Origin of the sequence: Novosphingobium sp. TCA1 (assembly GCF_009811895.1) — a bacterium.
GTDB lineage: Bacteria > Pseudomonadota > Alphaproteobacteria > Sphingomonadales > Sphingomonadaceae > Novosphingobium > Novosphingobium panipatense_A.
Window position 1 is genome coordinate 132414 of sequence record NZ_BLJH01000013.1, and the last position, 22288, is coordinate 154701.

The 22288-nt window shown below is 63.9% G+C and carries 16 protein-coding genes and 1 pseudogene; 12 read left to right on the top strand and 5 right to left on the bottom strand.

All coding sequences use genetic code 11. The features are described from left to right. Window positions 1–10: 10 nt before the first annotated feature. Both NTCA1_RS15750 and NTCA1_RS15755 read right to left on the bottom strand, forming a co-directional pair. On the bottom strand, window positions 11–889 hold the full coding sequence (locus tag NTCA1_RS15750; RefSeq protein WP_201282507.1) for a DUF1214 domain-containing protein: 879 nt from the start codon (window positions 887–889) through the stop codon (window positions 11–13). 423 nt (window positions 890–1312) lie between these two features. Further along, a complete protein-coding gene (locus tag NTCA1_RS15755; protein ID WP_133084435.1) occupies window positions 1313–4642 on the bottom strand; it encodes a S41 family peptidase in 3330 nt (1109 codons plus the stop codon). Window positions 4643–4702: 60 nt separating this feature from the next. Here NTCA1_RS15755 and NTCA1_RS15760 point away from each other — a divergent pair. The 12 genes and pseudogenes from NTCA1_RS15760 to NTCA1_RS15815 all read left to right on the top strand — a co-directional run. Next, window positions 4703–4792: pseudogene (locus tag NTCA1_RS15760) on the top strand (YqcI/YcgG family protein); the annotation flags it as partial. Between the two features lie 260 nt (window positions 4793–5052). Next, on the top strand, window positions 5053–6765 hold the full coding sequence (locus NTCA1_RS15765) for a thiamine pyrophosphate-dependent enzyme (RefSeq protein WP_133084434.1): 1713 nt from the start codon (window positions 5053–5055) through the stop codon (window positions 6763–6765). Between the two features lie 203 nt (window positions 6766–6968). Then, on the top strand, window positions 6969–8273 hold the full coding sequence (locus NTCA1_RS15770; RefSeq protein WP_133084433.1) for an acetyl-CoA C-acetyltransferase: 1305 nt from the start codon (window positions 6969–6971) through the stop codon (window positions 8271–8273). Then, window positions 8270–10384, top strand: coding sequence for a 3-hydroxyacyl-CoA dehydrogenase NAD-binding domain-containing protein (locus tag NTCA1_RS15775; protein WP_236549369.1), 2115 nt, complete (start codon window positions 8270–8272; stop codon window positions 10382–10384). The genes NTCA1_RS15770 and NTCA1_RS15775 overlap by 4 nt, the downstream gene beginning before the upstream one ends. Next, complete coding sequence (locus tag NTCA1_RS15780; protein WP_159831165.1) at window positions 10381–12234, top strand: acetyl-CoA hydrolase/transferase C-terminal domain-containing protein; 1854 nt, start codon at window positions 10381–10383, stop codon at window positions 12232–12234. Before NTCA1_RS15775 ends, NTCA1_RS15780 begins: the two co-directional genes overlap by 4 nt. 209 nt (window positions 12235–12443) lie before the next feature. After that, on the top strand, window positions 12444–12692 hold the full coding sequence (locus tag NTCA1_RS15785) for a hypothetical protein (protein WP_133084431.1): 249 nt from the start codon (window positions 12444–12446) through the stop codon (window positions 12690–12692). A gap of 96 nt (window positions 12693–12788) precedes the next feature. Continuing rightward, window positions 12789–13589, top strand: coding sequence for a hypothetical protein (locus tag NTCA1_RS15790; protein WP_133084430.1), 801 nt, complete (start codon window positions 12789–12791; stop codon window positions 13587–13589). Beyond that, window positions 13573–14325 carry a metallophosphoesterase gene (locus NTCA1_RS15795; protein WP_133084429.1) on the top strand — a complete coding sequence of 251 codons (753 nt, stop codon included), beginning with the start codon at window positions 13573–13575 and terminating at the stop codon, window positions 14323–14325. The genes NTCA1_RS15790 and NTCA1_RS15795 overlap by 17 nt, the downstream gene beginning before the upstream one ends. 219 nt (window positions 14326–14544) lie before the next feature. After that, a complete protein-coding gene (locus NTCA1_RS15800) occupies window positions 14545–16704 on the top strand; it encodes a catalase (protein ID WP_133084428.1) in 2160 nt (719 codons plus the stop codon). 101 nt (window positions 16705–16805) lie between these two features. Beyond that, window positions 16806–17252 carry a pyridoxamine 5'-phosphate oxidase family protein gene (locus NTCA1_RS15805; protein ID WP_133084427.1) on the top strand — a complete coding sequence of 149 codons (447 nt, stop codon included), beginning with the start codon at window positions 16806–16808 and terminating at the stop codon, window positions 17250–17252. Next, window positions 17249–18007, top strand: coding sequence for an SDR family oxidoreductase (locus NTCA1_RS15810; RefSeq protein WP_133084426.1), 759 nt, complete (start codon window positions 17249–17251; stop codon window positions 18005–18007). The genes NTCA1_RS15805 and NTCA1_RS15810 overlap by 4 nt, the downstream gene beginning before the upstream one ends. Continuing rightward, window positions 18004–19245 (top strand): FAD-binding oxidoreductase, encoded by a 1242-nt coding sequence (locus tag NTCA1_RS15815; RefSeq protein ID WP_133084425.1) that lies wholly within the window; start codon window positions 18004–18006, stop codon window positions 19243–19245. The genes NTCA1_RS15810 and NTCA1_RS15815 overlap by 4 nt, the downstream gene beginning before the upstream one ends. 101 nt (window positions 19246–19346) lie before the next feature. Here the strand turns inward: NTCA1_RS15815 and NTCA1_RS15820 are convergent, their stop codons facing one another. From NTCA1_RS15820 to NTCA1_RS15830, 3 genes are all read right to left on the bottom strand, one after another. Next, the gene (locus NTCA1_RS15820; protein WP_086491862.1) at window positions 19347–19514 is read right to left on the bottom strand and encodes a DUF1328 domain-containing protein; all 168 of its coding nucleotides are present in this window, start codon (window positions 19512–19514) and stop codon (window positions 19347–19349) included. A 116-nt stretch (window positions 19515–19630) separates the two neighbouring features. Further along, on the bottom strand, window positions 19631–21694 hold the full coding sequence (locus tag NTCA1_RS15825) for a PAS domain-containing sensor histidine kinase (RefSeq protein WP_306439297.1): 2064 nt from the start codon (window positions 21692–21694) through the stop codon (window positions 19631–19633). Between the two features lie 40 nt (window positions 21695–21734). After that, on the bottom strand, window positions 21735–22288 hold a 554-nt coding region (locus NTCA1_RS15830; RefSeq protein WP_236549370.1), incomplete at its 5' end, for a response regulator.

The following is a 22288-nucleotide window of genomic DNA, read 5'->3' on the forward strand; positions in this document are numbered from 1 at the left end:
TCTTTTCCCCTTATTCTGCCGGCGTCGGAATCGGTGCGCTCCAGCTGCCGTCCAGGACCGGCTGCTGCGGTTGGTAGAGGCGCAACAGGTAATTCCAGCCCGGCATGATCCGCAGATAATTGGGCGCCTTGGGATCCCCGCCGAAATGCAGTGTCACCGTGCCGTCCGCATTCGGTGCCGCGGTGACGCTGTTAAAGGAAACAGCTTCCACCGGCGCCTCGAAAAACCCGTCCTTGTTGTAGACGATCAGGCTCCAGAAACCATCCACCGGAACGTTGGCCAGCGTCATCACATAGGGGGTCGTGCCGTCGTTCGCCGTCACGCTGCCCGATATGTAAATTGCGTCCTCGGCCGCGTTCCCGCCCCAGCCGGCCGAGGTGTAGATCAGGTGATGCACCGGATCGACGGCCTTCTCGTCGCCGAAGCGCCCCTTCGGATCCGGCTCGAACGCGGCCAGTTCGTTCAGCAGGTCGTGCAGTCTGGCGCGCTGGGTCTGGTCGAAATCCACCAGTTCGAGCTTTCCCGCGTCGGCCTGGCTCAGGACGATTCCGTCCTGGGCGGCGTGCGCGGCCTGTACATCCTGCGGATCGGCCGGGTTCAGGAACGTGCGGCAGGCCACTACCGCATAGCGCGTGCCCACCATATCCTGGGTGAGCTGGTAGATGCCCGGCTTGTAGGCGACCAGCTTGATGTAATGATCCTGGTTGATCACCATCAGCGACTGGAAGCGTGTACCGGTATCGGCCTTCACGATGGTCGCGGGCGAAGTCAGGTCCAGCACCGCATAACTGTAGAGCGTGTCGCGGTTGAGGCGGATGACGGCCTGATTGTCCACGGCTGGCGCGTCACGGTCATGCTTGAATTGGCCGTACGCGCCCTGCGCAGACAATTGTTTGAGGTAAAGCTCCGTTTCGGCGCGCCTGAAATTGTCTACCGTTACCTGAACAGTCGCCCTAGATCCTGCCATACATGCTCCATCGCGAATCCGCCAACAGCCAGGAAAATACAGTCGCCTGCCCACTCGGGGCTCGCCAATCAGGGCGAACCCGCAGACGCTTGGGGTAAAATGACTTAGCTCGTCTTGGGCTGGTCTTGGACGCGGAGGATCGTTCCTGCAGGAATTGAGCGTTCGATACCCCGCGAATCTGCCAGCCGATGGAGGGCTGGCTTGGTTTTGTTTCGAAGACGATCAGTCTTTTGCCATGGATGGGGGGCGACCCTGCTGGTGCCCTATCCAGATTAGACCGGACTTTCGCCGATCCGAACGCGCCGATGGCGGATACGACCGCCACCGGCTTTTCCGTGCCGCCTCTTACCGCGGCCCCAGGGGCGTGACATCGCTTGCCGGAGTGCCAAGAGCAGGCAGCGGCCCCGGCTTGAGAGGACGAACCGGATCCCTGGCGATCTCCTGCTTGAGCAACGACACAGCGGCCTCAAGCTGGGCGTCCTTACCTTCGAACGTGGCGTGCGGGCCGTTCTCTACCTCATAGTCCGGTCCGATGCCGCGGCCCTCGACGATCCATGTGCCGTCGGCGGCATATTGCGCATTCTCGGCAACGCGAACCGCTCCATTGTCGCTCAGCCGGTTGCGGTCGGATAGCCAGATCCCCGCGCCCGCCGTGCGCTTGCCCACCAGCGGCGCCAGACCCAACGACTTGATGGCAGCGGCGAAAGTCTCGCCATCCGAATAAGTCCGCTCGTCGATCAGCACGGCGACTTTGCCGCGATAGGCGTTCTGCATATTGGTGGTGGGCACGCCCGTGCCGTCCGGTTTGGCCCAGAACGCCCATGCCCGGCGCATCAACATCGAGATGATCAGGCTGTCGATATTGCCGCCGTTGTTGTTACGAACGTCGATGATGAGCCCATCCTTGTCGAGCTGCGCGAAGTAGTCGCGCGCGAAGCTGGCGACGTCCTCCGGGCCCATCGCCCTGAGATGCAGATAGCCGATCTTCCCGCCCGACAGCCCCTCTGCGGCCAGGCGCCTGCCCTCCACGAAGTCGTGGTAGCTGGCGGTCACTTCACCATCGAAAGTCATGGGCTCGACGATCGTGCTCATCGCCTTGCCGCCGCGCGCAAGATCGAGGCGGACTTCCTGCCCGGCCTTCGAGGCGAGTTCCATCCGCAAGGCGCCGAGCGAGGCGACCGGCCGACCATCGACGCTGCGGATCACGTCACCGACGCGCACGTCGACGCCCGGGCGCGTGAGCGGCGGCCGCGTCGAGACGAGATCGGCTTCGGAACGGAAGATGCTGTCGATGCGCAGACCGCCCGATACCGGCGTGTAGCGCGCGCCGAGGAACGCCATTTCGCTGTTCTCGCCGTCCTTGGGCAGGTCGCCGGGGCGCACCTGGCTATGCAGGATGCCCAGTTGCGACGCCATTTGGCCGAGCACGGTGTTCAGCTCCGCGCGGTGGCCGATGCGCTGCATCAGGGGCTCCATCCGCGCGCGCACCGCGTTCCAGTCAACCCCGCGCATCGCCGGATCGTATGCGAAATCGCGGTGAAGGCGCCAGGCATCGACGAACATCTGCTTCCATTCCGAAGCCGGATCGACGGTAAGCCGCCAGTCGTCGAGACGCACGACATTGGGCTCCGCCTTCTCCGGCAACTTGGCCTTGGCAGGAACCAGCATCAGCTTCGGGGACTTGGACGAGCCTGTCACGACCAGCAGCGTCTTGCCGTCGGCGGAGATTTCGGCAGACCGGACCTTGTCCGCAAAGGTCTCGACTTTCGGATCGCTCTTGTCGATCGCTATCGAGACAAGTTTCTCGTCCTTGCGGCTATAGAGGAAGTCCTTGGAGGCAAGCAGGCCCTCGCTCATGCCCGGATCGACCGGAACCTTGTAGAGCCGCGCGGCGAGGCCATCCAGCACGATATGGGCCAGCACGATGCGGGCGGGCTTGGGCTTTTCGTCTTTCTTGTCGTCCTCGTCCTTCCCCGTCGAGGCGGGCTTTTCGTCCTCGGCCTTTTCGTCCGGCTTGCGGGTCAGTTCGTTATCCTCGCGGAAACGAAATTCAGCGGCCGGGTCCAGCTGGAGCGCGTAGATCTCGCCGCGATCCGGGAAGGCCACGCCCATGTTGCGGTCGCCCCATGGGTTGCCCGGCGTCGGATCGAAATTGCGGTCGGACAGGAAGTAGAGCCATGCGCCGTCATGGGCGAAAGTCGGGGCATAGTCGTTGTACTTGCCCGATGTCGCCTTCACCCGCGCGCCGCTCGCCAGGTTCTGGACGAAAATTTCGGTGGTGTTGGCGTTGTTACGCCGCGAGACTTGCGCATAGGCGATGTGCGTCGAATCCGGCGAGAATACCAGGTCGTGGAACGGCTGATCGTCGCCTGCATCGTCGGTTGCCAGCAGGGTGACGCGGCCGGTGGCGATGTCCACTTTCTGCAGGCGGGCCTGCTTGTCCCAGAGGACAAGCGTCTTGCCGTCCGGGGACAGGGCGAAGGACCAGATGTAGGCACCGTAGCCACGGGTGACAGGCATGGGCTCGCCCGAACCATCGGCGGGCATCGCGTAAATGTCTCCCCGCTCACCCTGATCGAGGATCATGAACACCCGATCCCCCTTCGGCGCTGCCACCGCCTGACGGCCGCGTGCCTGCAAGGGGATCGAAAAGTCGATCCGGCGCAGGTGCTTTGGCGCCCCCAGCGCGACCCGTCCGCGTGCCGTGACCGCAACACTCTCACCGGATGGCGATATCCGCGCCGCTTCCAGTTGGCTCAGCGGATCGCCGATCGAGCGCAGGCGGGTTTGCTCGCGGTCGGTGACGATATCGATGGAGAGCTTGCGCAGGCTGTTGTCGGCGGTGGAGAACACATGAATGTCCGCGCCGTTCTGAAGATAGACGTCCCCCCTGTCGAGACTGGCCTGAAGCACCGGAAACGGCATCTCCGGCGAAAGCTTGGCCACGCCGCTGCCATCCTCGCCGACCGACCAGACGGCGTCGGCCCCGCTCTTGTCCGAGATGAAATAGATGCGGCCGCCATAGGCCATCGGGAAGCGGATCGGCGCGCCGAAGTCCGGCAGCAGCTTGGCAGCCTCGGCGGCCGATCCGGTCTGCCAACGCCACAGCTGGTCCATGCCCCCGCCGCGATAGAGCACGGCATTGTCCCGTGCGCGGGCGGTGAGGCCCTGGCGGCTGAAGAAGATCGTCCTGCCGTCCTGCCCGTAGGTCGCATCGGTGGCGCGCCAGAGCGGGATCGGGGTCGCCTCGCCGCCGCTAGGAGCGACAGTGTAGAGTATCTCGCCCTGCCCTGCCCCGGTCAGGCGCGAGGCGTAGATCACCTTGCCGTCGGGCGTCCAGCCGACGGTGCGCAGCATCCCGCCCTCGAACGTGAGCCGGCGCGGCGCTCCGCCCGCCACCGGCATGACGTAAACGTCCTGGTCGCTGTCGTAGCTGGCGGTAAAGGCCACCATGGTGCCGTCGGGGGACACGTGCGCGTCGCTTTCCTCGGCAACATGGCTGGTCAGGCGCGTGGCGGTGCCGCCGTCGCGTCCGGTACGCCACAGGTCGCCTTCGCTGGCGAAGACCAGCACGTCCCCGCGTGCGCTGGGGTATTGGTAGAAGCCTTGCTCAGCCCCGGCGGCAGATGCTGCCAGCGCGACAAGACTGGTCGCGAGCACGCGAAAACGGTTCATATGCGGTAGCCCCTCGTCGGTAAACGCCGGCAGTCATGGCCCATTTTGCACCTCCCGCGCAATCCGCTCGATCCGCACTTTTCCCTGAGCTTCGGCGGCGAGGCCTTTTTCGTGGTCGGCCTTCATCCGGGGGCGAGCAGGCCTGCCAGGCCACTTCGTATAGCCACCAAACCTTAGTATGATACCGCGGGCATGGCCCAGGCCGCTATGATGGCGGAGAGGCGGGAATGTCCGATGGTGGCAGCCACTCTGCTCATCGGACAACCTCCTGTCGAAGCCCCGACGAAAGTGCGCGTCGCGGATGGCTACGCCGCAAATGCGCACGCAGCCGTCCCTTGACTGACGGCCGCCCCCAGGAACCCTGAAGCACCCGGCGCGTAATCCTCTCAAATCCGCAGATTGGAGATACCATGTCCAGAACCGTTGCAGATGTGATTGTCGAGACCCTTGAGGACGCAGGCGTCCGTCGTTGCTACGGCGTCCCCGGAGACACACTGAACCATATCACCGATTCCATAAGGCGGAGCGACATTCGCTGGGTCCATGTCCGTCATGAGGAAGCAGGAGGCTTCGCAGCGGGTGCAGATGCCATGCTCACCGGCGAACTCGCCGCATGTGCCGGTTCCTGCGGTCCCGGCAGCCTTCACTTCATAAACGGCCTTTTCGAGAGCCACCGGAACCGCTCGCCCGTCATTCTCATCGCAAGTCAGATCGTCCGCGACGAACTCGGCTTCGACTTCCCGCAGGAGGTCGATTTCAAGCAGGTCTACGCCGGCTGCAGCGTATTCTGCGAGGAGATCCGCACGCCGGAACAGGCCCGGCGGAAGACCGCCATGGCCGCTCAGGCCGCCCTCGCAAAGCGCGGCGTCGCGGTCCTCATCGTCCCGGCGGATGTCTCGTCGTCCAAGGCGCCCGACGAACCACGGTTCTCCGTCCATCGCACGTCTCCGCGCATCTTGCCCTCATCCGGCGAACTCAAGGCGGCCGCCGATCTGATCAACGAGGGCAAGCGCATTGCGATCTATGGAGGATCCGGTTGTGAAGACGCGAACCGGCAGGTGGTAGCTCTTGCCAACAAGCTGAAGGCGCCCATTGCCCATACCTCGCGCGCGAAGGACTTTCTCGAGCATGACAACCCATTCGTCGTGGGCATGACGGGTGTATTCGGATCGGAGGCCGGCTTTCAAGCGCTGATGGAATGCGACACTCTCATCCTGCTTGGCTGCGACTTTGCCTGGAGGCAGTTCTATCCCTCGGCGGCCAAAATCATCCAGATCGACATCGACGGGACCCATCTCGGCCGTCGCCATCCGGTCGATCTCGGTCTGGTCGGCACCGTTCGTGATACCCTCGACGCACTTCTACCGCTTGTTGGCGAGCGCGACGACAAGCACTTCCTCGACGAATGCCTGGACCGTCACGAACGGGCCATTGCAGGGCAGCGCAAGCATGCGAAACGCGACGACAGCACTGCCATCCACCCACAGTACCTGACCGAGGTGATCGGCGCCCACTCCGAAAAGGACGCTGTCTTCACAGCCGATTGCGGCTCGCCGATGGTTTGGCTGCTGCGGCACGTACCATCGACCGGTCAAAATCGAACGGTGATCTCTCTCACCCACGGCACCATGGCCAACGCCATGCCCCAGGCCCTGGGCGCGAAGGCGGCCTTCCCGGACAGGCAGGTCGTTTCCCTCTCGGGCGACGGCGGAATTGCAATGATGATCGGCGATCTCCTGACAGCGGTTCAGGAGAAACTGGCCATCAAGGTCTGCATCTACAACAACGGCTCGCTCGGCTTCGTCGAACTGGAACAGAAAGTCGAAGGCCTGCTCGACAGCTACACGGCCTTGCACAACCCGGACTTCGCCGATGTGGCGCGCGCCATGGGGTTCTGGTCTCGGCGGGTGGAGAAGAGCAGCGATCTGGAAGATGCGGTTCGTCAATGGCTCGCAGAGCCCGGTCCGGCCCTGCTGGATGTCGTCACGGACCGTTTCGAACTCGTGATGCCGCCAAAGGTCGAGGCAAAGCAGATGTTCGGAACCGCACTTTATTCTGCAAAGGCCATTTTGGCAGGCCGAGGAGACGAGGTCGCCGGTCTCATCAAGAACGCCGTCACGTGACTGCATGAGTGGCGCGACCGTTGCTTGCGGTCGCCTGCGGTGCTCACGCCTGCTTGTGTAAACCGACCGGTCAACGGGGATCATGCGCTGCTCCCGTGCGTTGCAACACGCAGGAGAAGGAGCCGAGAGATGCCAAGTGCCGCCACCAAGCACAGCGCAGCCCGATCGTCAGGAGATGAGGCCATGATGCGCGGGGCCGCCGCATGAGTCGCCCGGTCCATATCGTCGATGGCGCGCGTACGCCTTTTCTCAAGGCGCGGGGCGGCCCGGGGCCGTTCACGCCGGTCGATCTGGCGGTGCAGTGCGGCAGGCCGCTGCTGCTGCGCCAGCCTTTCGCGCCCGAGGAGATTGACCAGGTCATCCTCGGCTGCGTCAACGTGATTGCGGACGAAGCCAACCCTGCCCGCGTGGCAGCGCTGCGGCTCGGCTGCGGGGCGCAGACCACGGCCTTCACCGTGCAGATCAACTGCGGCTCCGGCATGCAGGCTATGGATACCGCCTACCGCTATATCGCCGATGGCGGCAGCGACCTCATCCTGGCGGGCGGCACGGAGGCGCTCAGCCATGCTCCGCTGGTGCTGCGACAGGACGCGGTGGAATGGCTCGCCGCGCTTCAGGGCAACAAGCAGGGCCCGCTTGGCATGCTCAAGGCGGCGGCAGGGTTTCGGCCTGAATTCCTGAAGCCGATCGTCGGTCTGGAGCGCGGGCTGACCGACCCGATCACCGACCTTGGTATGGGCCACACCGCCGAAGTACTCGCCCACCTGTTCGGCATCACCCGCGAGGCGGCGGACGCCTATGCGGTGGAAAGCCACAAGCGGCTCGCCCGCGCGCAGGAGCAGGGCTGGCTGGAGGGCGAACTCGTTCCCGCCTTTGCCCGCGACGGCACGGTCCACGACCATGACGACGGCGTGCGGCCCGACAGTGCGGCCGACAAGCTGGCCAAGCTGCGCCCCGTGTTCGAGCCGCCTTATGGCCAGGTCACGGCGGGCAACAGCTCGCAGATCACCGACGGCGCGTGCTGGACGCTGCTGGCCTCCGACGCGGCTATCGAGAAATACGGCCTCACTTCCCGCGCCCGGATCGTGGACAGCCAGTGGTCCGCGCTCGATCCGTCGATCATGGGTCTTGGCCCGGTGCTCGCCGCTACCGAACTGCTGAAGCGCGGCGGGCTGGCGCTGGGCGATATCGACCTCTGGGAACTGAACGAGGCTTTCGCCGCGCAAGTCCTCGCCTGCCTTGCCGCATGGGAGGACGATGGCTTTTGCCGCAATGTCCTCGGCCTCGATGGCGCGGCGGGCTCTATCCCAAGAGATCGCATCAACGTGGACGGCGGCGCGATCTCGCTCGGCCATCCGGTCGGCGCCAGCGGCGCGCGCATCGCGCTTCATCTGGTGCAGGCGATGGAGCGGCTGCACCTCTCAAAGGGGATTGCCACCGAGTGCATAGGCGGCGGCCAGGGCGGCGCCATGCTGATCGAGCGCGCAGGAAAGGGAGCACGCGCATGACGATGCAGGACCCGGTTTGGGCATACCTTGAGCCTCGTGATCTCTCGCTCGGACCCGTGCCGCATGTGCCCATTGAAGGCGTGCCCACCGAAGGCATGCGCCACTGGACCTATACACGCGATGCCGCGGGCGTGGCCTGGGCAGTTCTCGACAAGCAGGATGCCTCCACCAATACCCTTTCGCAGGAGGTTATCGAGGAACTCGCTCAAATCCTCGATAAAGTGGACGAGCGTGCGCCCAAGGCGCTCGTGATCCGCTCCGCCAAGCGCGAGGGTTTTCTGGCCGGCGCCGACATTGCCGAATTTCGCGGCGTTACCGACGAGGCCGCCATCCGCCGGCGGATCGAAGCCGCGCACGGCGTGGTCGATCGCCTTGCCGCGCTGACCATTCCCACGATCGCGGTGATGCACGGCTATGCCATGGGCGGCGGGCTGGAGATCGCGCTCGCCTGCACGCAGCGGATCGCGGTGGACGGTACGCGTTTCGGCTTTCCAGAGGTGCAACTGGGCCTGCATCCCGGCCTTGGCGGAACCGCGCGCTTCACGCACTTGTGCGATCCGATCAAGGCGATGTCCTTCATGCTGACGGGCAAGTCGATCCACGACCGTCAGGCCAAGGCGATGGGCCTTGTCGATGCGCTTGTGCCCGAGCGGCATGTGCAGGCGGCTGTCGATGCCGCCGTTTCGGGAGCGCTGCCGCAACCGAGGCAGGGCTTTGTCGACAGGATCAAGGACAGCGCGCCCGCCCGCCGCATGGCCGCGCGCCAGATGCGTGCCGAGGCCGAGCAGCAGGCGCCTTCGGCGCACTACCCCGCACCCCATGCGCTGATCGACCTGTGGGAAGAACACGGCGGCGATTTCGAAGCAATGAAGCGCGCCGAGATCGCCTCCTTCGCGCGGCTCATGCTTACCGATACTGCGCAGAACCTCATCCGCATGTTCTTCCTGCGCCAGAAGCTGAAGGACCTGAGCCACGCGGACGCGCCGGAGGCAGCGCACGTCCACGTTATCGGCGCGGGGGCCATGGGCGGGGACATCGCCGCGTGGTGTGCGTGGAAGGGCCTGCGCGCCAGCCTTTCCGACGTGAAGGCGGAAGCCATCGGCCGCGCCGTGGACCGCGCGGCCAAGCTCTACGAAAAGATCGCACACGGCGACCGGCTCAAGATCCGCGACGCTCTGGACCGGCTGATCCCCGATCCGCAAGGCCATGGCATCGCCCGCGCCGACATCGTGATCGAGGCCGCACCCGAAAAGATCGACCTCAAGCGCAAGCTCTACGCAGAGGCGGAGCCGCGCATGAAGGGCGGTGCGATCCTGGCCAGCAATACCTCGTCGATCCCGCTCGCCCAGCTGCGCGAGGGGCTGGCGCGGCCCGAGAGGTTCGTGGGGATCCACTTCTTCAACCCTGTCTCGCGGCTCGATCTTGTGGAAGTGATCGCGCATGGCGGCCTCTCGGCCGAAGCGGAAGGCATCGCGCGCGCCTTCGTCGGGCGGATCGGCAAGCTGCCCGCGCCCGCCCGCAGCGAACCGGGGTTCATCGTCAACCGCATCCTCACGCCCTATCTGGCCGAAGCCATGGTGCTGATGGACGAAGGCCTCGCCCCCGAGACGATAGACCGCGCCGCGACCGACTTCGGCATGCCGATGGGGGCCCTCGAACTGGCCGACCAGGTGGGGCTCGACGTGGCGCTGGACGTGGCGGAGATGCTGAAGCGGGACCTGGGCTGGCCGCTGCCCGATGCGCCCGCGTGGCTGCGCGAAAAGGTGGAGGCAGGCGATCTCGGTCGCAAGAGCGGCAAAGGCATCTATCTCTGGAAGGATGGCAAGGCCGTGAAGGAAAAGGCGGAAGCGCCCGACCCCGAACTGGCCGACCGCCTGATCCTGCCGATGGCGAACACCGCCGTCGCAGTTCTACGCGAGGGCGTGAGCGAGGATGCCGAGGTGATCGACGCTGCCATGATCTTCGGCACCGGCTTTGCGCCGTTCCGTGGCGGCCCGCTCCACTATGCGCAGGCGCGCGGCGTGGATGATGTCGTGGCGGCGCTTTCCCGACTGGCGGAACGTCACGGCGCAAGGTTCGAGCCTGACGCGGGATGGGAATTGCTGCGTTGAGCCTCTACGTGTCTGACCCGGACGAGATCGCCCGGCGGATCATCGAGGAGACCGGCGGGCGCATCGTGCTCGGCCTGCCGCTCGGTCTCGGCAAGGCGCCGCACATCGCCAATGCCCTGTTCGAGCACGCCCGCCGGGACCGCGCGATCAGCCTCTCGATCTTCACCGCGCTGACGCTGGAGCCGCCCGCGCTCGGCAGCGAGCTGGAGCGCCGTTTCCTCGAACCCGTGTTCGAACGCACCATGGGCGGATACCCCGCGTTCGCCTATGCCAAGGCCCAGCGCGAGGACGACCTCCCGCCCAATATCGTCGTCAACGAGTTCTTCTTTCAGGCGGGCAGCCGCCTCGGCAACGCGGCGGCGCAGCGTTCCTACATCTCGATCAACTACACCCACGCGATGCGCGCGCTGATCGACCAGGGGGTGAACGTCATCGCCCAGATCGTCGCACGGCGGCGGGAGAGCTTCAGCCTCAGCTGCAACACCGACATGACGCTGGACCTCCTCGCCGCGCGCGACGCAGGCAAGGCGGATTTCCTGCTGGTGGGACAGGTGAACGACGAGCTGCCCTTCATGACCGGCCCCGCCGAACTGCCTGCCGAGCGCTTCGCCATGGTGCTCGACAGCGCGGAGACCCGCTTCCCCCTGTTCGGCCCGCCCAAGCAGCCCGTCAGTCCCGCGCAGCACGCCATCGGCATGCACGTCGCCTCGCTGGTGCCGGACGGCGGATCGCTGCAGATCGGCATTGGCGAAATCGGCGATGCCGTGGCGCATTCGCTGATCCTGCGACACGAAGAACCCACGCGCTTCGACGCGGTTCTGGACAGTCTCACCACTGCGGGCATCAAGCGTCCGTCCATCGAGAGCGGGCGCTTCGAAACGGGGCTCTACGCGCCCACCGAGATGCTGGTGGACGGCTTCCTCGAACTGCTGCGCGCAGGCATCCTGCGCCGCGAGGTGGAAGCCGCCGTGCTGCACGGCGGATTTTTCATCGGCCCACGCGCTTTCTACCGCGCCCTGCGCGAGATGGACGAGGATATGCGCGCCCGCATCCACATGCGCGAGATATCGTGGATCAATGCGCTCTACGGCGAGGAGGAGGCCAAGCGAGAGGCGCGCGTGGGCGCCCGCTTCGTCAACAGCGCGATGATGGTGACGCTGCTGGGCGCGACGATCTCGGACGGACTTGAGGACGGACGTGTCGTCAGCGGCGTGGGCGGGCAGTACAATTTCGTCGCGCAGGCGCTGGAACTGGAAGGCGCGCGCTCGGTCATCACGCTTGCCGCCACGCGCCAGCACGATGGCGAACTGCGCTCCAACATCGTGTGGTCCTATGGCCACGAGACCATCCCGCGACACTTGCGCGACGTGGTGGTCACCGAATACGGCATCGCCGACTTGCGGGGGCAGAGCGACGAGGAAGTGGTGCGCCGCCTGATCGCGGTTGCCGACAGCCGTTTCCAGGACGCGCTGCTCGATGCGGCAAGGGAAGCCGGGAAGCTCGATCCCGACTGTTCCCCACCCGAGGCGCAGCGCCGCAACTTGCCCGAGCAGCTTGCCTCCGCCCTGCCGCTTGCGAACTTCCCGCCCTACCCTTCCGGCACCGATTTCACGCCGGTGGAACAAATGCTTTTGCCTGCCCTTACCTCGCTCGCCGGGGCCGCTCGCCATCCGGCCGCGCTCGCCGCCACGATGGCGCGGGGTCTGGCTGCGGGTACGCTGAGCGTGGAGGAAGACGCCGCACTCGCGCGCATGGGGCTGTCGGAACCCCACGGGGTTCGGGAACGCAGCTACCGCGCGCTCGTGATCGGCGCCTTGCGCACGATTTCGGAAGCACCCTATTCGCGCTAGATGCCTTGCCCGCAGAATTGGGGCCTGACGGCACGGGAAGCAATTCCTGGGTTACGCGCGCGGCGAGATGTAATTCAGTTCAGCCCAAATGCCCGCCGCGGTGGAAACCGGGACCGGGCAAGCGCGGTTGTCCTGTCATGCTGTGTTCGCGGCGGGTTGTCCTTCCCCAGGGGCTTCGCCGCATCCAGCGCCAAACAAGGATATCCGACATGAGCGCCCCCGGAACGGACAAGCCTACCAATGATACCCCACGCAGCCCTCGCGAAGAGTTCGGTGATGAACTTTCCAACCCCGGTGCAAACACCGATGGCCGAACCGGCGCAGGTTCAGGACCCACCACGCCCAGCGAAGCCGAGGCAGACGCTGCGACGGGGCGCGATGGCGATCAGGCCGGCACTTCGAGAGACGGCGACCATGAAATCGAGGATGGTGGTCCCAAAACGTCCAAGACGCGCTGATCGTCTCCGCCGAACCAAGATCTCTCGCACGCTCTTCGCGACCGTCAGTGGAACCTCAACAGGCGGCCGTTGTTGATCACAGGGAGAGGTAAAGCAATGGCGAGCACTCCTACCCTGACCGATTCATTCCAGGAGGAGCCCGATTTCGATCCGCCCTCCCATGCGATCGAATTCTATACGCGCAGTCTTCAATTGCTGGCGGCCTGGGAGATTCCCTATCTTCTGTCCGGCACGTACGCGCTTACCTGTCACACCGGCGTCGTCCGTCCCACCAAGGACATAGACATATTCTGCAAGCCCGGTGACGCGCCCTTGCTGCTGGCCCGCTTCAAGGGCGAAGGCTACCAGATAACGGTCGAGGATGATCGCTGGATTGCGAAAGTCTGGTCAGGCGAGGCCTTCTTCGATGTCATTTTCAACATGTCATCCGCTTCGATACCCATCACCGATGCCTGGTTCACCGAGGTCTTCACCGCCCAGGTCTACGGGACATCCGTGCGCATTACGCCGCCGACCGAATTCATCGTTTCCAAGGCTTTCATCCAGGATCGCTACCGCTACGATGGCGCGGACATCGCCCATACCATCCTCAAGCGCCACGACGATATCGACTGGCACCGCCTGCTTTCGCTGATGGAATTGCACTGGGAGGTCCTGCTCCTGCATGTGCTCAACTTCAGATTCATCTATCCGACCGAACGCGATCGGATTCCGCGATGGCTTTTCGACACCCTCATCGAGCGTGTGAATGCCCAGGCCGAACTTCCACCGGCCGAAGTGCGCATCTGCCGCGGCCGGCTATTTTCTCCCCGCGATTATCTCATCGACATAAGCGAATGGGGTTTCGCCGATCTTGTCGGCAAAGGATTGGACGAAAAGCATGAACGCCATCTCTGAAGCCCATTCCGAAGCGCCGCCCGGCAAGGTTCGGCTGGCCGCTATCGGCGATCTGCATGTCACCGAACAGGACAGAAGGCGATACTACGACATGTTCCACGAAATCTCGCAGGCGGCCGATGTCTTGGCACTTTGCGGCGATCTTACCAACTTCGGCAAGGCCAGCGAGGCCGAAAGACTGGCCGAGGACCTGACAGGCTGCAACATTCCCACGGTCGCAGTGCTTGGTAACCATGACTACGAGTGCGGCGATCCCGACACGGTTGCAAGCATCCTGCGCCAGGCCGGCGTTACCATACTCGACGATCAGGCGGTGGAAATCGATGGGGTCGGTTTTGCGGGTGTCAAAGGCTTCGTCGGCGGGTTTGGCCGCGGCGAACTTGGTGCATTCGGAGAGAGCGCGATCAAGACATTCGTCGACGAGTCCGTCGCCGAAGCCCGGAAGCTCGAGAACGGCCTGAGATCCTTGCGAACGGAACGGACCGTTGCCGTCCTGCACTACGCACCTATCGTCGAGACGGTCATCGGCGAACCACCAGAAATATTCCCGTTCCTGGGTTCCTCCCGGCTTGCGGAAGCAATCGACCGTTTCGAGAACGTGAAGGCCGTCGTGCATGGCCATGCCCATCGTGGCTCCTACGAAGGCCGAACCATGCGCGGCGCGCCGGTGTTCAACTGCGCGCAGTTCGTTGTCAGCGAACGCTTCGACCGGCCATATGCCCTTCTCGACATCTGATTTGCTCAGTAAAAAGTGAAGGTAACGGCCAGCGGCATTCAAGGACGCAATCCTCGGGAAATCGCAGGTGCCACCGCCACGCGGAAGCGACTCCCGTCATGCCGTTCGGCTCATGTACGCGTCATACAGGCGCAGCCGTGATCTTTGCCGAACAAGGGCAGGAACCGCTTCCGCGAGCACCGGGTTGAAGAGCCAAACAAGACTTCCAGAGGAGCTTCCATGGCCACCCGCGACACGCGCCCTTCTTCCGCATCTCCTGCCGTCGCCCATGCGCTCGGCGATCATCAGCCCGGAGCCGGAAAGCCGCCGCATGAGGATAACGCCGGTAACGGCGGCGAGACACATCAGGACCTGAAGCCCTCGGCGGCGGCGCCCCAGGACTATCTCACCGATAACTTCGGACACCGCATCGCGGACAACCAGAACAGCCTCAGGGCCGGTGAGCGCGGACCGACGCTTCTCGAAGACTTCGTGCTGCGCGAAAAGATCTTCCATTTCGATCACGAGCGGATTCCCGAACGCATCGTCCATGCCCGCGGCTCCGGCGCGCACGGTGTATTTGAATGCACCAAGGCCATTCCAGAACTGACCAAGGCTTCGATCTTCCAGAAAAAAGGCGAAAGCTGCCCGGTCTTCGTGCGCTTCTCCACGGTCGCCGGCGGTGCCGGGTCGGTAGATACGCCCCGCGACGTGCGCGGATTTGCCGTCAAGTTCTACACGGATACCGGTAATTGGGATCTGGTCGGAAACAACATCCCGGTCTTCTTCATCCAGGACGCGATGAAATTCCCGGACCTGGTGCATTCGGTAAAAATGGAAGCCGACCGCGGCTATCCCCAGGCCGCTTCGGCGCACGACACGTTCTGGGATTTCGTTTCGCTGATGCCCGAGACGATGCACATGATCATGTGGGCCATGTCGGACCGGGCCATCCCGCGCTCGCTGCGCATGATGCAGGGCTTCGGCGTCCATACTTTCCGCTTCGTCAATGCGTCCGGGGAAGGCAAGTTCGTCAAGTTTCACTGGAAGCCGGTTCTGGGAATGGAATCGCTGGTCTGGGACGAGGCCGTGAAGATCGCAGGCGCTGACCCTGACTTCCACCGGCGCGACTTGTTCGAAGCGATTGCCGCAGGCGATTTCCCTGCCTGGGACCTCGGCGTGCAGGTTTTCGACGAGGAATGGGCCGCAAGGCAACCTTACGACGTGCTCGACGCCACCAAGCTCGTTCCCGAGGAGGACATCCCGGTCGAGATCGTCGGGCGACTTACCCTCAACCGCAACGTCGACAATTTCTTTGCCGAGACCGAACAGGTTGCCTTCCTGCCCAGCAATATCATACCGGGGATCGACTTTACCAACGACCCGCTGTTGCAGGGCCGTCTGTTCTCCTATCTCGACACCCAGAAGTCGCGGCTCGGCACCGCCAATTTCCACCAGATTCCGATCAATGCGCCCAAGTGCCCGTTCCACAATTTCCAGCGCGACGGGATGATGCAGACGCTGGTTCCTACCGGCCGCGCAAACTACGAACCGAACAGTCTTGCCGAGGCGGGCGAGGACAGCGGTCCGCGCGCCGAGCCGGAAAGCGGCTTTTCCACTTTCACCGAAAACGCCGAACGCAACGAGCCTGAAAACAAGCTGCGCATCCGTGCCGAACTCTTTGCCGACCATTACAGCCAGGCCGGGCTGTTCTATCGATCGCAGACGGAAAGCGAACAGTCGCATATCGCCTCTGCCATCGTCTTCGAACTTTCGAAGGTAGCCCTTGCGCATGTTCGCGAGCGGGTGATTTCCCGCCTGCGCAACGTCGACGAGACGCTGGCGGAGCGCGTTGCCGCAGGGCTGGCCCTGAAATTGCCGAAAAAGGCTGCCGCTGCACGCGAGCCGGTCGAGATGGCGCCTTCCGATGCCCTTTCGATCCAGAAGAATGCGCTCGAAACGCTGGAAGGCCGCAAGGTCGGAATTCTCTTCGATGAAGGTTCCGACAAGAAGGCACTCGACGACCTCAAATCCGCGATCGAGAAGTCCGGCGGCAGTGCATTTCTCGTCGCACCAAAAGTCGGTGCGCTGAAGCTCAAGGGCGGCACTCTGGAGGCGGACGGTCAGCTCGCAGGGTCGCCTTCGGTGCTGTTCGACGCGGTTGCCTCGATCCTCATGCCCGAAGCGGCGGAAAAGCTGACGACGCAGGCCGCCGCGGTGCAATGGTTCATGGATGCCTATGGTCATTGCAAGACCATCGCGCATTGCCCGGGCACCCAGGCCATTCTCGACAAGGCCGGCGTGGAGAAAGATGACGGCGTCGTGCCGATCGACGAATTTGCAGGCGTAGGCGCCCGGCGCCATTGGGCGCGCGAGCCCAGGATCCGCGATCTGGCCTGAACGGGCGGCAAGGATGCAAGAGGGTCGCGGCAGACCGGCGGCCCTCATCCTTGCGCGGCCCATGCGTCGTCTCGAAGTATAACAGGATGAGGACAGCCGTAATGACATGGTCTCTTGCCGAACTTTCCAACAAGATGAAGGATATCGACTTCGCCATGCTCGCCACCCATACGAAGGGCGGAGCGATCGCGGCGCGGCCGATGAGCAATAACCGCGAGGTCGGCTACGAAGGCACCGCCTGGTTCTTCACCGAAGAGAGCGCGCTGATGGCGGCCGACATTTCAGCCGATCCCAAGATCACGCTGTCCTATCAGGGCAAGTCGGGCCTGCTCGGCCAGCGCCCGTTTTTCCTGGCCGTCGAAGGACGCGCAAGGCTTGTCCGCGACAAGGCCGCACTGGCCGAGCATTGGACGGACGGTCTCGAACGGTGGTGGCCGGAGGGACCGGAAACGCCGGGGCTCGTGCTGATCGAAGCGCAAGGCGAGCGCGCCCATTACTGGGACGGCGAGGAGGAAGGCGAAATCGTTCTCGGGAATGTGTCGCCATGACATCGCTCTCGGACGCCCATACCGCAGTCTCGCCGCTCGCCGGACGCAAGGCGATCGTGACCGGAGGGACGACCGGGATCGGAAGGGCGATTGCGGTCCTGCTCGCCAGCGAAGGGGCGGACGTCTTCATTTGCGGCCGCTCGCCCGAGCATCTTGCCGATGCGCTGGCGAGAATAGGCGAAGTCGGCAGTGGCAGTGGCATCGCCCTCGATCTTGCCGAACCTGGGCAATTGAACCGCTTCTTCGCGGAAGCCCGCGCCTCTCTCGGCTCTCCCGATATCGTGATCGTCAATGCCGCCGTTCCCGCCCGCGCCCTTTCCGACATGTCGGCCGAGGAAATACGCTACGCCGTTGAGGTCGATTTCACCGCCTATGTCCTCAGCGCCAAGGCTGCGCAGGAGACATTGGCGGACAAGGGCGACATCGTGCTGATCGGCTCCATGTCGGCGCATGTTCTGGGGCCCGGATCGACGGTCTATGCCGGAATGAAGGCGGGCATCGCAGGCTTTGCCGAAGCCCTTCGCCGCGAACTCGGTCCCAAGGGGATCAAGGTGGGTCTGGTCGAGCCGGGCAAGACCGGAGCGGACTTCCAGTATCCCGACATTCCAGCGGAAAAGCAGCGGGCCATGATTGCCGAAGAAACGATGCTGCGCGCCGAGGATATAGCCGTGGCCGTCCATTACCTGCTTACCCAGCCGAGACGGGCCGTGGTCCAGCAGATTACGATAGCACCCCGCGAACAGGAGCAGGAATGACGGCGGGCGCCGCCCTCGCCCTCACCGAAGCGCGGGATCTCAGGACGGGAACCGTTCCGTGGCGGGAAAAGGACTGGCTCCCGCCGGCTACCGGCGAATTGCCGTCCCGTGATGTCGATATCGCCATTCTCGGCGGCGGAATCATGGGGGCGATCCTCGCCGATCGGTTGACCGCGCAGGGACGCACGGTGGCAGTCATCGATCGCCGCGCTCCGGGAACGGGAAGCACGGCTGCTTCCACGGCGCAGCTGATGTGGGCGATGGACGTGCCCTTGACCATGCTGGCGGAACGTCTTGGAGAGCGTGAAGCGGCACGGCGATGGAAGCGCGTTTTCGCCGCCCTGGAGCGCTTCGGAAAGCATCTGGATAGTATCGGCGGCGACCTGAAGCAGGACAGTCCGACGCTCTATCTTGCCGGGGACCTGCTCGGGCCCGAGGCCCTTCAGGCAGAAGCGGCACTGCATTGCCGCCATGGCCTGCCTTCCCGGTTCTTGTCAGCAGATGAGATGGCCGAGCGATACGCCATAGCGCCAAGGGCAGGTCTTGTTTCGACCGGCACATATGCCATCGATCCGGTACGGACCTGTCACGCCTTGCTGGACCGTGCGCTGGGCCGGGGTGCGTCGATCGCCTATCCCGTCGATATCGCCGCGCTTCACCCATCGGCGCGCGGTATCGAACTGGAGACGGAAGACGGGCGGTCGTTCATGGCCGGAAACGTCATTCTCGCCACGGGCTACGAGAGAGCGCGCCTGTTTCTTCCCGATGCCTTTTCGCTGCTCTCGACATTTGCGATTGCAGCGCCGCCGGGCACTGCACCGCTATGGAATGAAAATGCGATGATCTGGGAAGCCAGCGATCCCTATCTTTACGTGCGGGCAAGCCGCGACGGCAGGATCATAGCAGGCGGCGAGGATATCGATGTCGCTGACAAGGATACCCGGGACCGACTGCTTCCCGGCAAGGCAGGCATCATTGCCGCCAAGCTGGCCGCCATGCTCGGAAAAGACAAGATCGACTGGGAGCGCGCGTGGGCAGCAACCTTCGGCAGTTCGCCGGACGGGCTTCCCGCAATCGGGCGGGCACGCAATATGGACAATCTCTGGATCGCCGCAGGTTTCGGCGGCAACGGAATTGCCTTTGCGGCACTGGCCGCGGAAATCCTGGATGCGTCGCTAAGAGAAAAAGCAGACCAAGACGCTCGCTGCTTCGATCCCTACAGGTTCGAGAATGATTGAACGCGATTTGCGGCAGGAGCATGCCTTCATAAAGGCTGCTCCTGCCGCATGATCTGCCAGCTCAGGCCAGGCAGGAAGTCCCTACCTATAAAACCCAGGGCTCACGGAATCCTTTTACCCCGGCCGAAGAAGAAGCCGAGGGCCAGGATCACCACCGCAACAAGCAGGAAGACCTTTGCCAGGCTGGCCGAAAGACCAGCAACGCCGCCAAAACCGAGCAGCGCCGCGATAAGTGCAACAACAGCGAAAATGATGGCCCAGCGAAACATGGGGCTCTCCCTTGATACGAACGCTGCATCGAACTTTTCGAGCAGCTCGGTTCTAGAACATCTGTTCTGTCCCGATGTTCCGCAAATCTTGCGAAGAAGGGCCGGCAAGCCCAGGATTACACTTCGCTGATCATTTCGCGGATCCGCCCAGCGAGAGTGTCGACCGCAAACGGCTTCGTCAGAACCGACATGCCCGGCTCAAGCTGGCCGTTGTTCAAGAGCGCATTCTCGGCAAACCCGGTGATGAAAAGCACTTTGAGGTCCGGGCGATGAACGCGCGCCGCATCCGCCATCTGCCGACCATTCATGCTGCCGGGCAGACCGACGTCGGATACCAGGAGATCGATCCGCACGTCTGATTCCAGCACGCGCAGGCCCGAAAGACCATCTGCGGCTTCTATCGCCGTGTACCCCAGCTCGTGCAGGACATCGGCTACCAGCATCCGCACCGTCGGCTCGTCATCGACGACCAGAACCGTCTCTCCATCAGTGGCGAGATTGTCGCTCGCCGCATCCGGCAGCGTTTCGTCCTCATCCGCCTCCCCGCGATGACGGGGCAAGTAGATGCAGACCATCGCCCCTTCCCCGACCTCCGAGTAGATCCGCACCTGCCCGCCCGACTGCTTCGCAAAACCATAGATCATCGAAAGGCCGAGCCCGGTGCCCTGCCCCAGCGGCTTGGTGGTGAAGAAGGGGTCGAATGCCTTGGCGATCACGTCAGCAGGCATGCCGGTTCCGGTATCCGAGACGCAAAGCGAGAGATACTGCCCCTCGGGCAGACCGTGCTGGCGCGCGCCGTGACGGTCGATCCACCGATTGCCGGTTTCGATAGTGATTTTCCCGCCATCCGGCATGGCATCGCGCGCATTGATGCAGAGGTTCAAGAGCGCATTTTCAAGCTGCGACGCGTCCACCAGGGCAGGCCAAAGGCCAGACATGAGGACCGGATCGACTGCGATGCTCGGCCCGACGGTCCTGCGAAGCATCTCGATCATGCCGCTGACCAGATTGTTTACATTGGTCGTCCTGGGAGAAAGCGTCTGGCGCCGCGAGAAGGCCAGCAGCCGATGCGTGAGGGCCGCCGCCCGCCTCGTGGCACCTTGCGCGGCGACCATGTATCGGTCGATCTCACCCAGGCGCCCCTGGGTGATTCTCGTATTCATCAGTTCAAGGCTGCCCGAGATCCCGGCCAGAAGATTGTTGAAGTCATGCGCCAGACCGCCGGTCAGTTGCCCCACCGCTTCCATCTTCTGGGCCTGACGCAGCTGATCCTCCGCTTCTGCCAACGCTTCGGCGCGGGCCCGGTCATCGGTAACGTCACGTGCGCTGGCGTAGAGCCTGTCGCCGGAGACCGTGGCCGTCCACGATAGCGTGCGGTAATCGCCGTCGCGCGTTCGGAACCGGTTCTCGAAGGCCAGCGTCGTTCGCCCCTCGGCCAGCTTTGCGACTTCCGCGCGCGTCCTTGCCTGGTCGTCGGGATGTTCCATCCATTCGGAAGTCCGTCCGACAAGCTCGTCCGCGCTCCATCCCAGACACCGCGTCCAGGCCGGGTTTATGCTCAGCCATGTGCCGTCGAGGTCGGCGACGAGCAGCAGGTCATGGCTGACCTGCCAGAGCTGATTGCGCTCGAGCGTGCGTTCAGCCACCTGGTGCTCGAGCGAGAAATTGAGGTCGCGCAGCGCGCTTTCCGCTTCGTCCCGCTCCTGGGTCGCCCGTACCGCCTGCGTGGTCTCCGCCACTGCACAGTAAAGCCCCTGCACAGCGCCCGAGGAATCGCGCAGCGGCGTGTAGGAGAACGTGAACCAGGTATCCTCGGGGCCGTTGCCGCGCTCGGCACGCAGCGGCAGATCGCGCAGCAGCACGGATTCACCCGCCAGCGTTCGGTTAACCAGCGCGCCTACGTCGGGCCAGACCTCGCGCCACACCTCTTCGAGCGGCCGCCCCAGGGCAGCAGGCTTCCCGCCCAGCAGCGGGTGATAGGCATCGTTGAAGATGAACGTGAGGTCGGGGCCCCAGGCCAGCCAGGTCGGTTCGATGCTGTCGAGCACCAGATTGGCCGAAGCTCGCAACTCCGGCGGCCAGTTCGCGATTTCGCCAAGCGGCGTAGAAGCCCAGTCGAAGCAATCGACCATGGCGCGCATCCGTCCATCAGCGGCAAAGAACGTCCCGGCAAGGCTCACCCGGTGGGCATCTCAGTCATGCAGTCCACGGGACGCGACCTCACTTGAACACCTGCCGCAGGGGCGCGGGCTGTTCGTCGGTCGGTAGCAGGTCTTGCAGGCGATCATAGACCAGATCTGCACTGAAAGGCTTGTTGATGAAGATCGCACCTTCGGGCAGATCGCCATCACCCGGCCTTACCAGGCCGGAAGCGACCAGGATGTGGATGTCCGGCCATGCGTCGGCGCAGGTGCGCGCCAACTCGAACCCGTCCCGGTTGCTGGGCGGCATCTGCACGTCCGTGAACAGAAGACGGATGCCGTTGCCATTCGCCTGGAGAATCCGAACCGCCTGATCGACGCTCTCAGCTTCAAGCACCCGAAAGCCGGCCTCTTCCAGAATTTCGGCGGAGCTCATCCGAACCAGGGGATCATCGTCGGCAATCAAGGCAAAGGGCGCGCATTCACGTGTCATGGGCATTTTTCCGCAAGAGTTGCGAAGAGCAACGTCGCAGAGGCCTTTCGGCTGCAATGCCGCCTGCTCATCATAAAGATGATCTGCCCCCACCGAGTGGCCCGATTGGTTTGTTAGTGGATTAAGCCCATCGCCGCCAT

What these genes read in the sequence shown, in the direction of transcription:
- NTCA1_RS15765 (WP_133084434.1), top strand. Translation starts at nt 5,053, where the DNA reads ATGTCCAGAACCGTTGCAGATGTGATTGTCGAGACCCTTGAGGACGCA.
- NTCA1_RS15815 (WP_133084425.1), top strand. Translation starts at nt 18,004, where the DNA reads ATGACGGCGGGCGCCGCCCTCGCCCTCACCGAAGCGCGGGATCTCAGG.
- NTCA1_RS15810 (WP_133084426.1), top strand. Translation starts at nt 17,249, where the DNA reads ATGACATCGCTCTCGGACGCCCATACCGCAGTCTCGCCGCTCGCCGGA.
- NTCA1_RS15790 (WP_133084430.1), top strand. Translation starts at nt 12,789, where the DNA reads ATGGCGAGCACTCCTACCCTGACCGATTCATTCCAGGAGGAGCCCGAT.
- NTCA1_RS15795 (WP_133084429.1), top strand. Translation starts at nt 13,573, where the DNA reads ATGAACGCCATCTCTGAAGCCCATTCCGAAGCGCCGCCCGGCAAGGTT.
- NTCA1_RS15775 (WP_236549369.1), top strand. Translation starts at nt 8,270, where the DNA reads ATGACGATGCAGGACCCGGTTTGGGCATACCTTGAGCCTCGTGATCTC.
- NTCA1_RS15755 (WP_133084435.1), bottom strand. Translation starts at nt 4,642, where the DNA reads ATGAACCGTTTTCGCGTGCTCGCGACCAGTCTTGTCGCGCTGGCAGCA.
- NTCA1_RS15785 (WP_133084431.1), top strand. Translation starts at nt 12,444, where the DNA reads ATGAGCGCCCCCGGAACGGACAAGCCTACCAATGATACCCCACGCAGC.
- NTCA1_RS15805 (WP_133084427.1), top strand. Translation starts at nt 16,806, where the DNA reads ATGACATGGTCTCTTGCCGAACTTTCCAACAAGATGAAGGATATCGAC.
- NTCA1_RS15820 (WP_086491862.1), bottom strand. Translation starts at nt 19,514, where the DNA reads ATGTTTCGCTGGGCCATCATTTTCGCTGTTGTTGCACTTATCGCGGCG.
- NTCA1_RS15770 (WP_133084433.1), top strand. Translation starts at nt 6,969, where the DNA reads ATGAGTCGCCCGGTCCATATCGTCGATGGCGCGCGTACGCCTTTTCTC.
- NTCA1_RS15800 (WP_133084428.1), top strand. Translation starts at nt 14,545, where the DNA reads ATGGCCACCCGCGACACGCGCCCTTCTTCCGCATCTCCTGCCGTCGCC.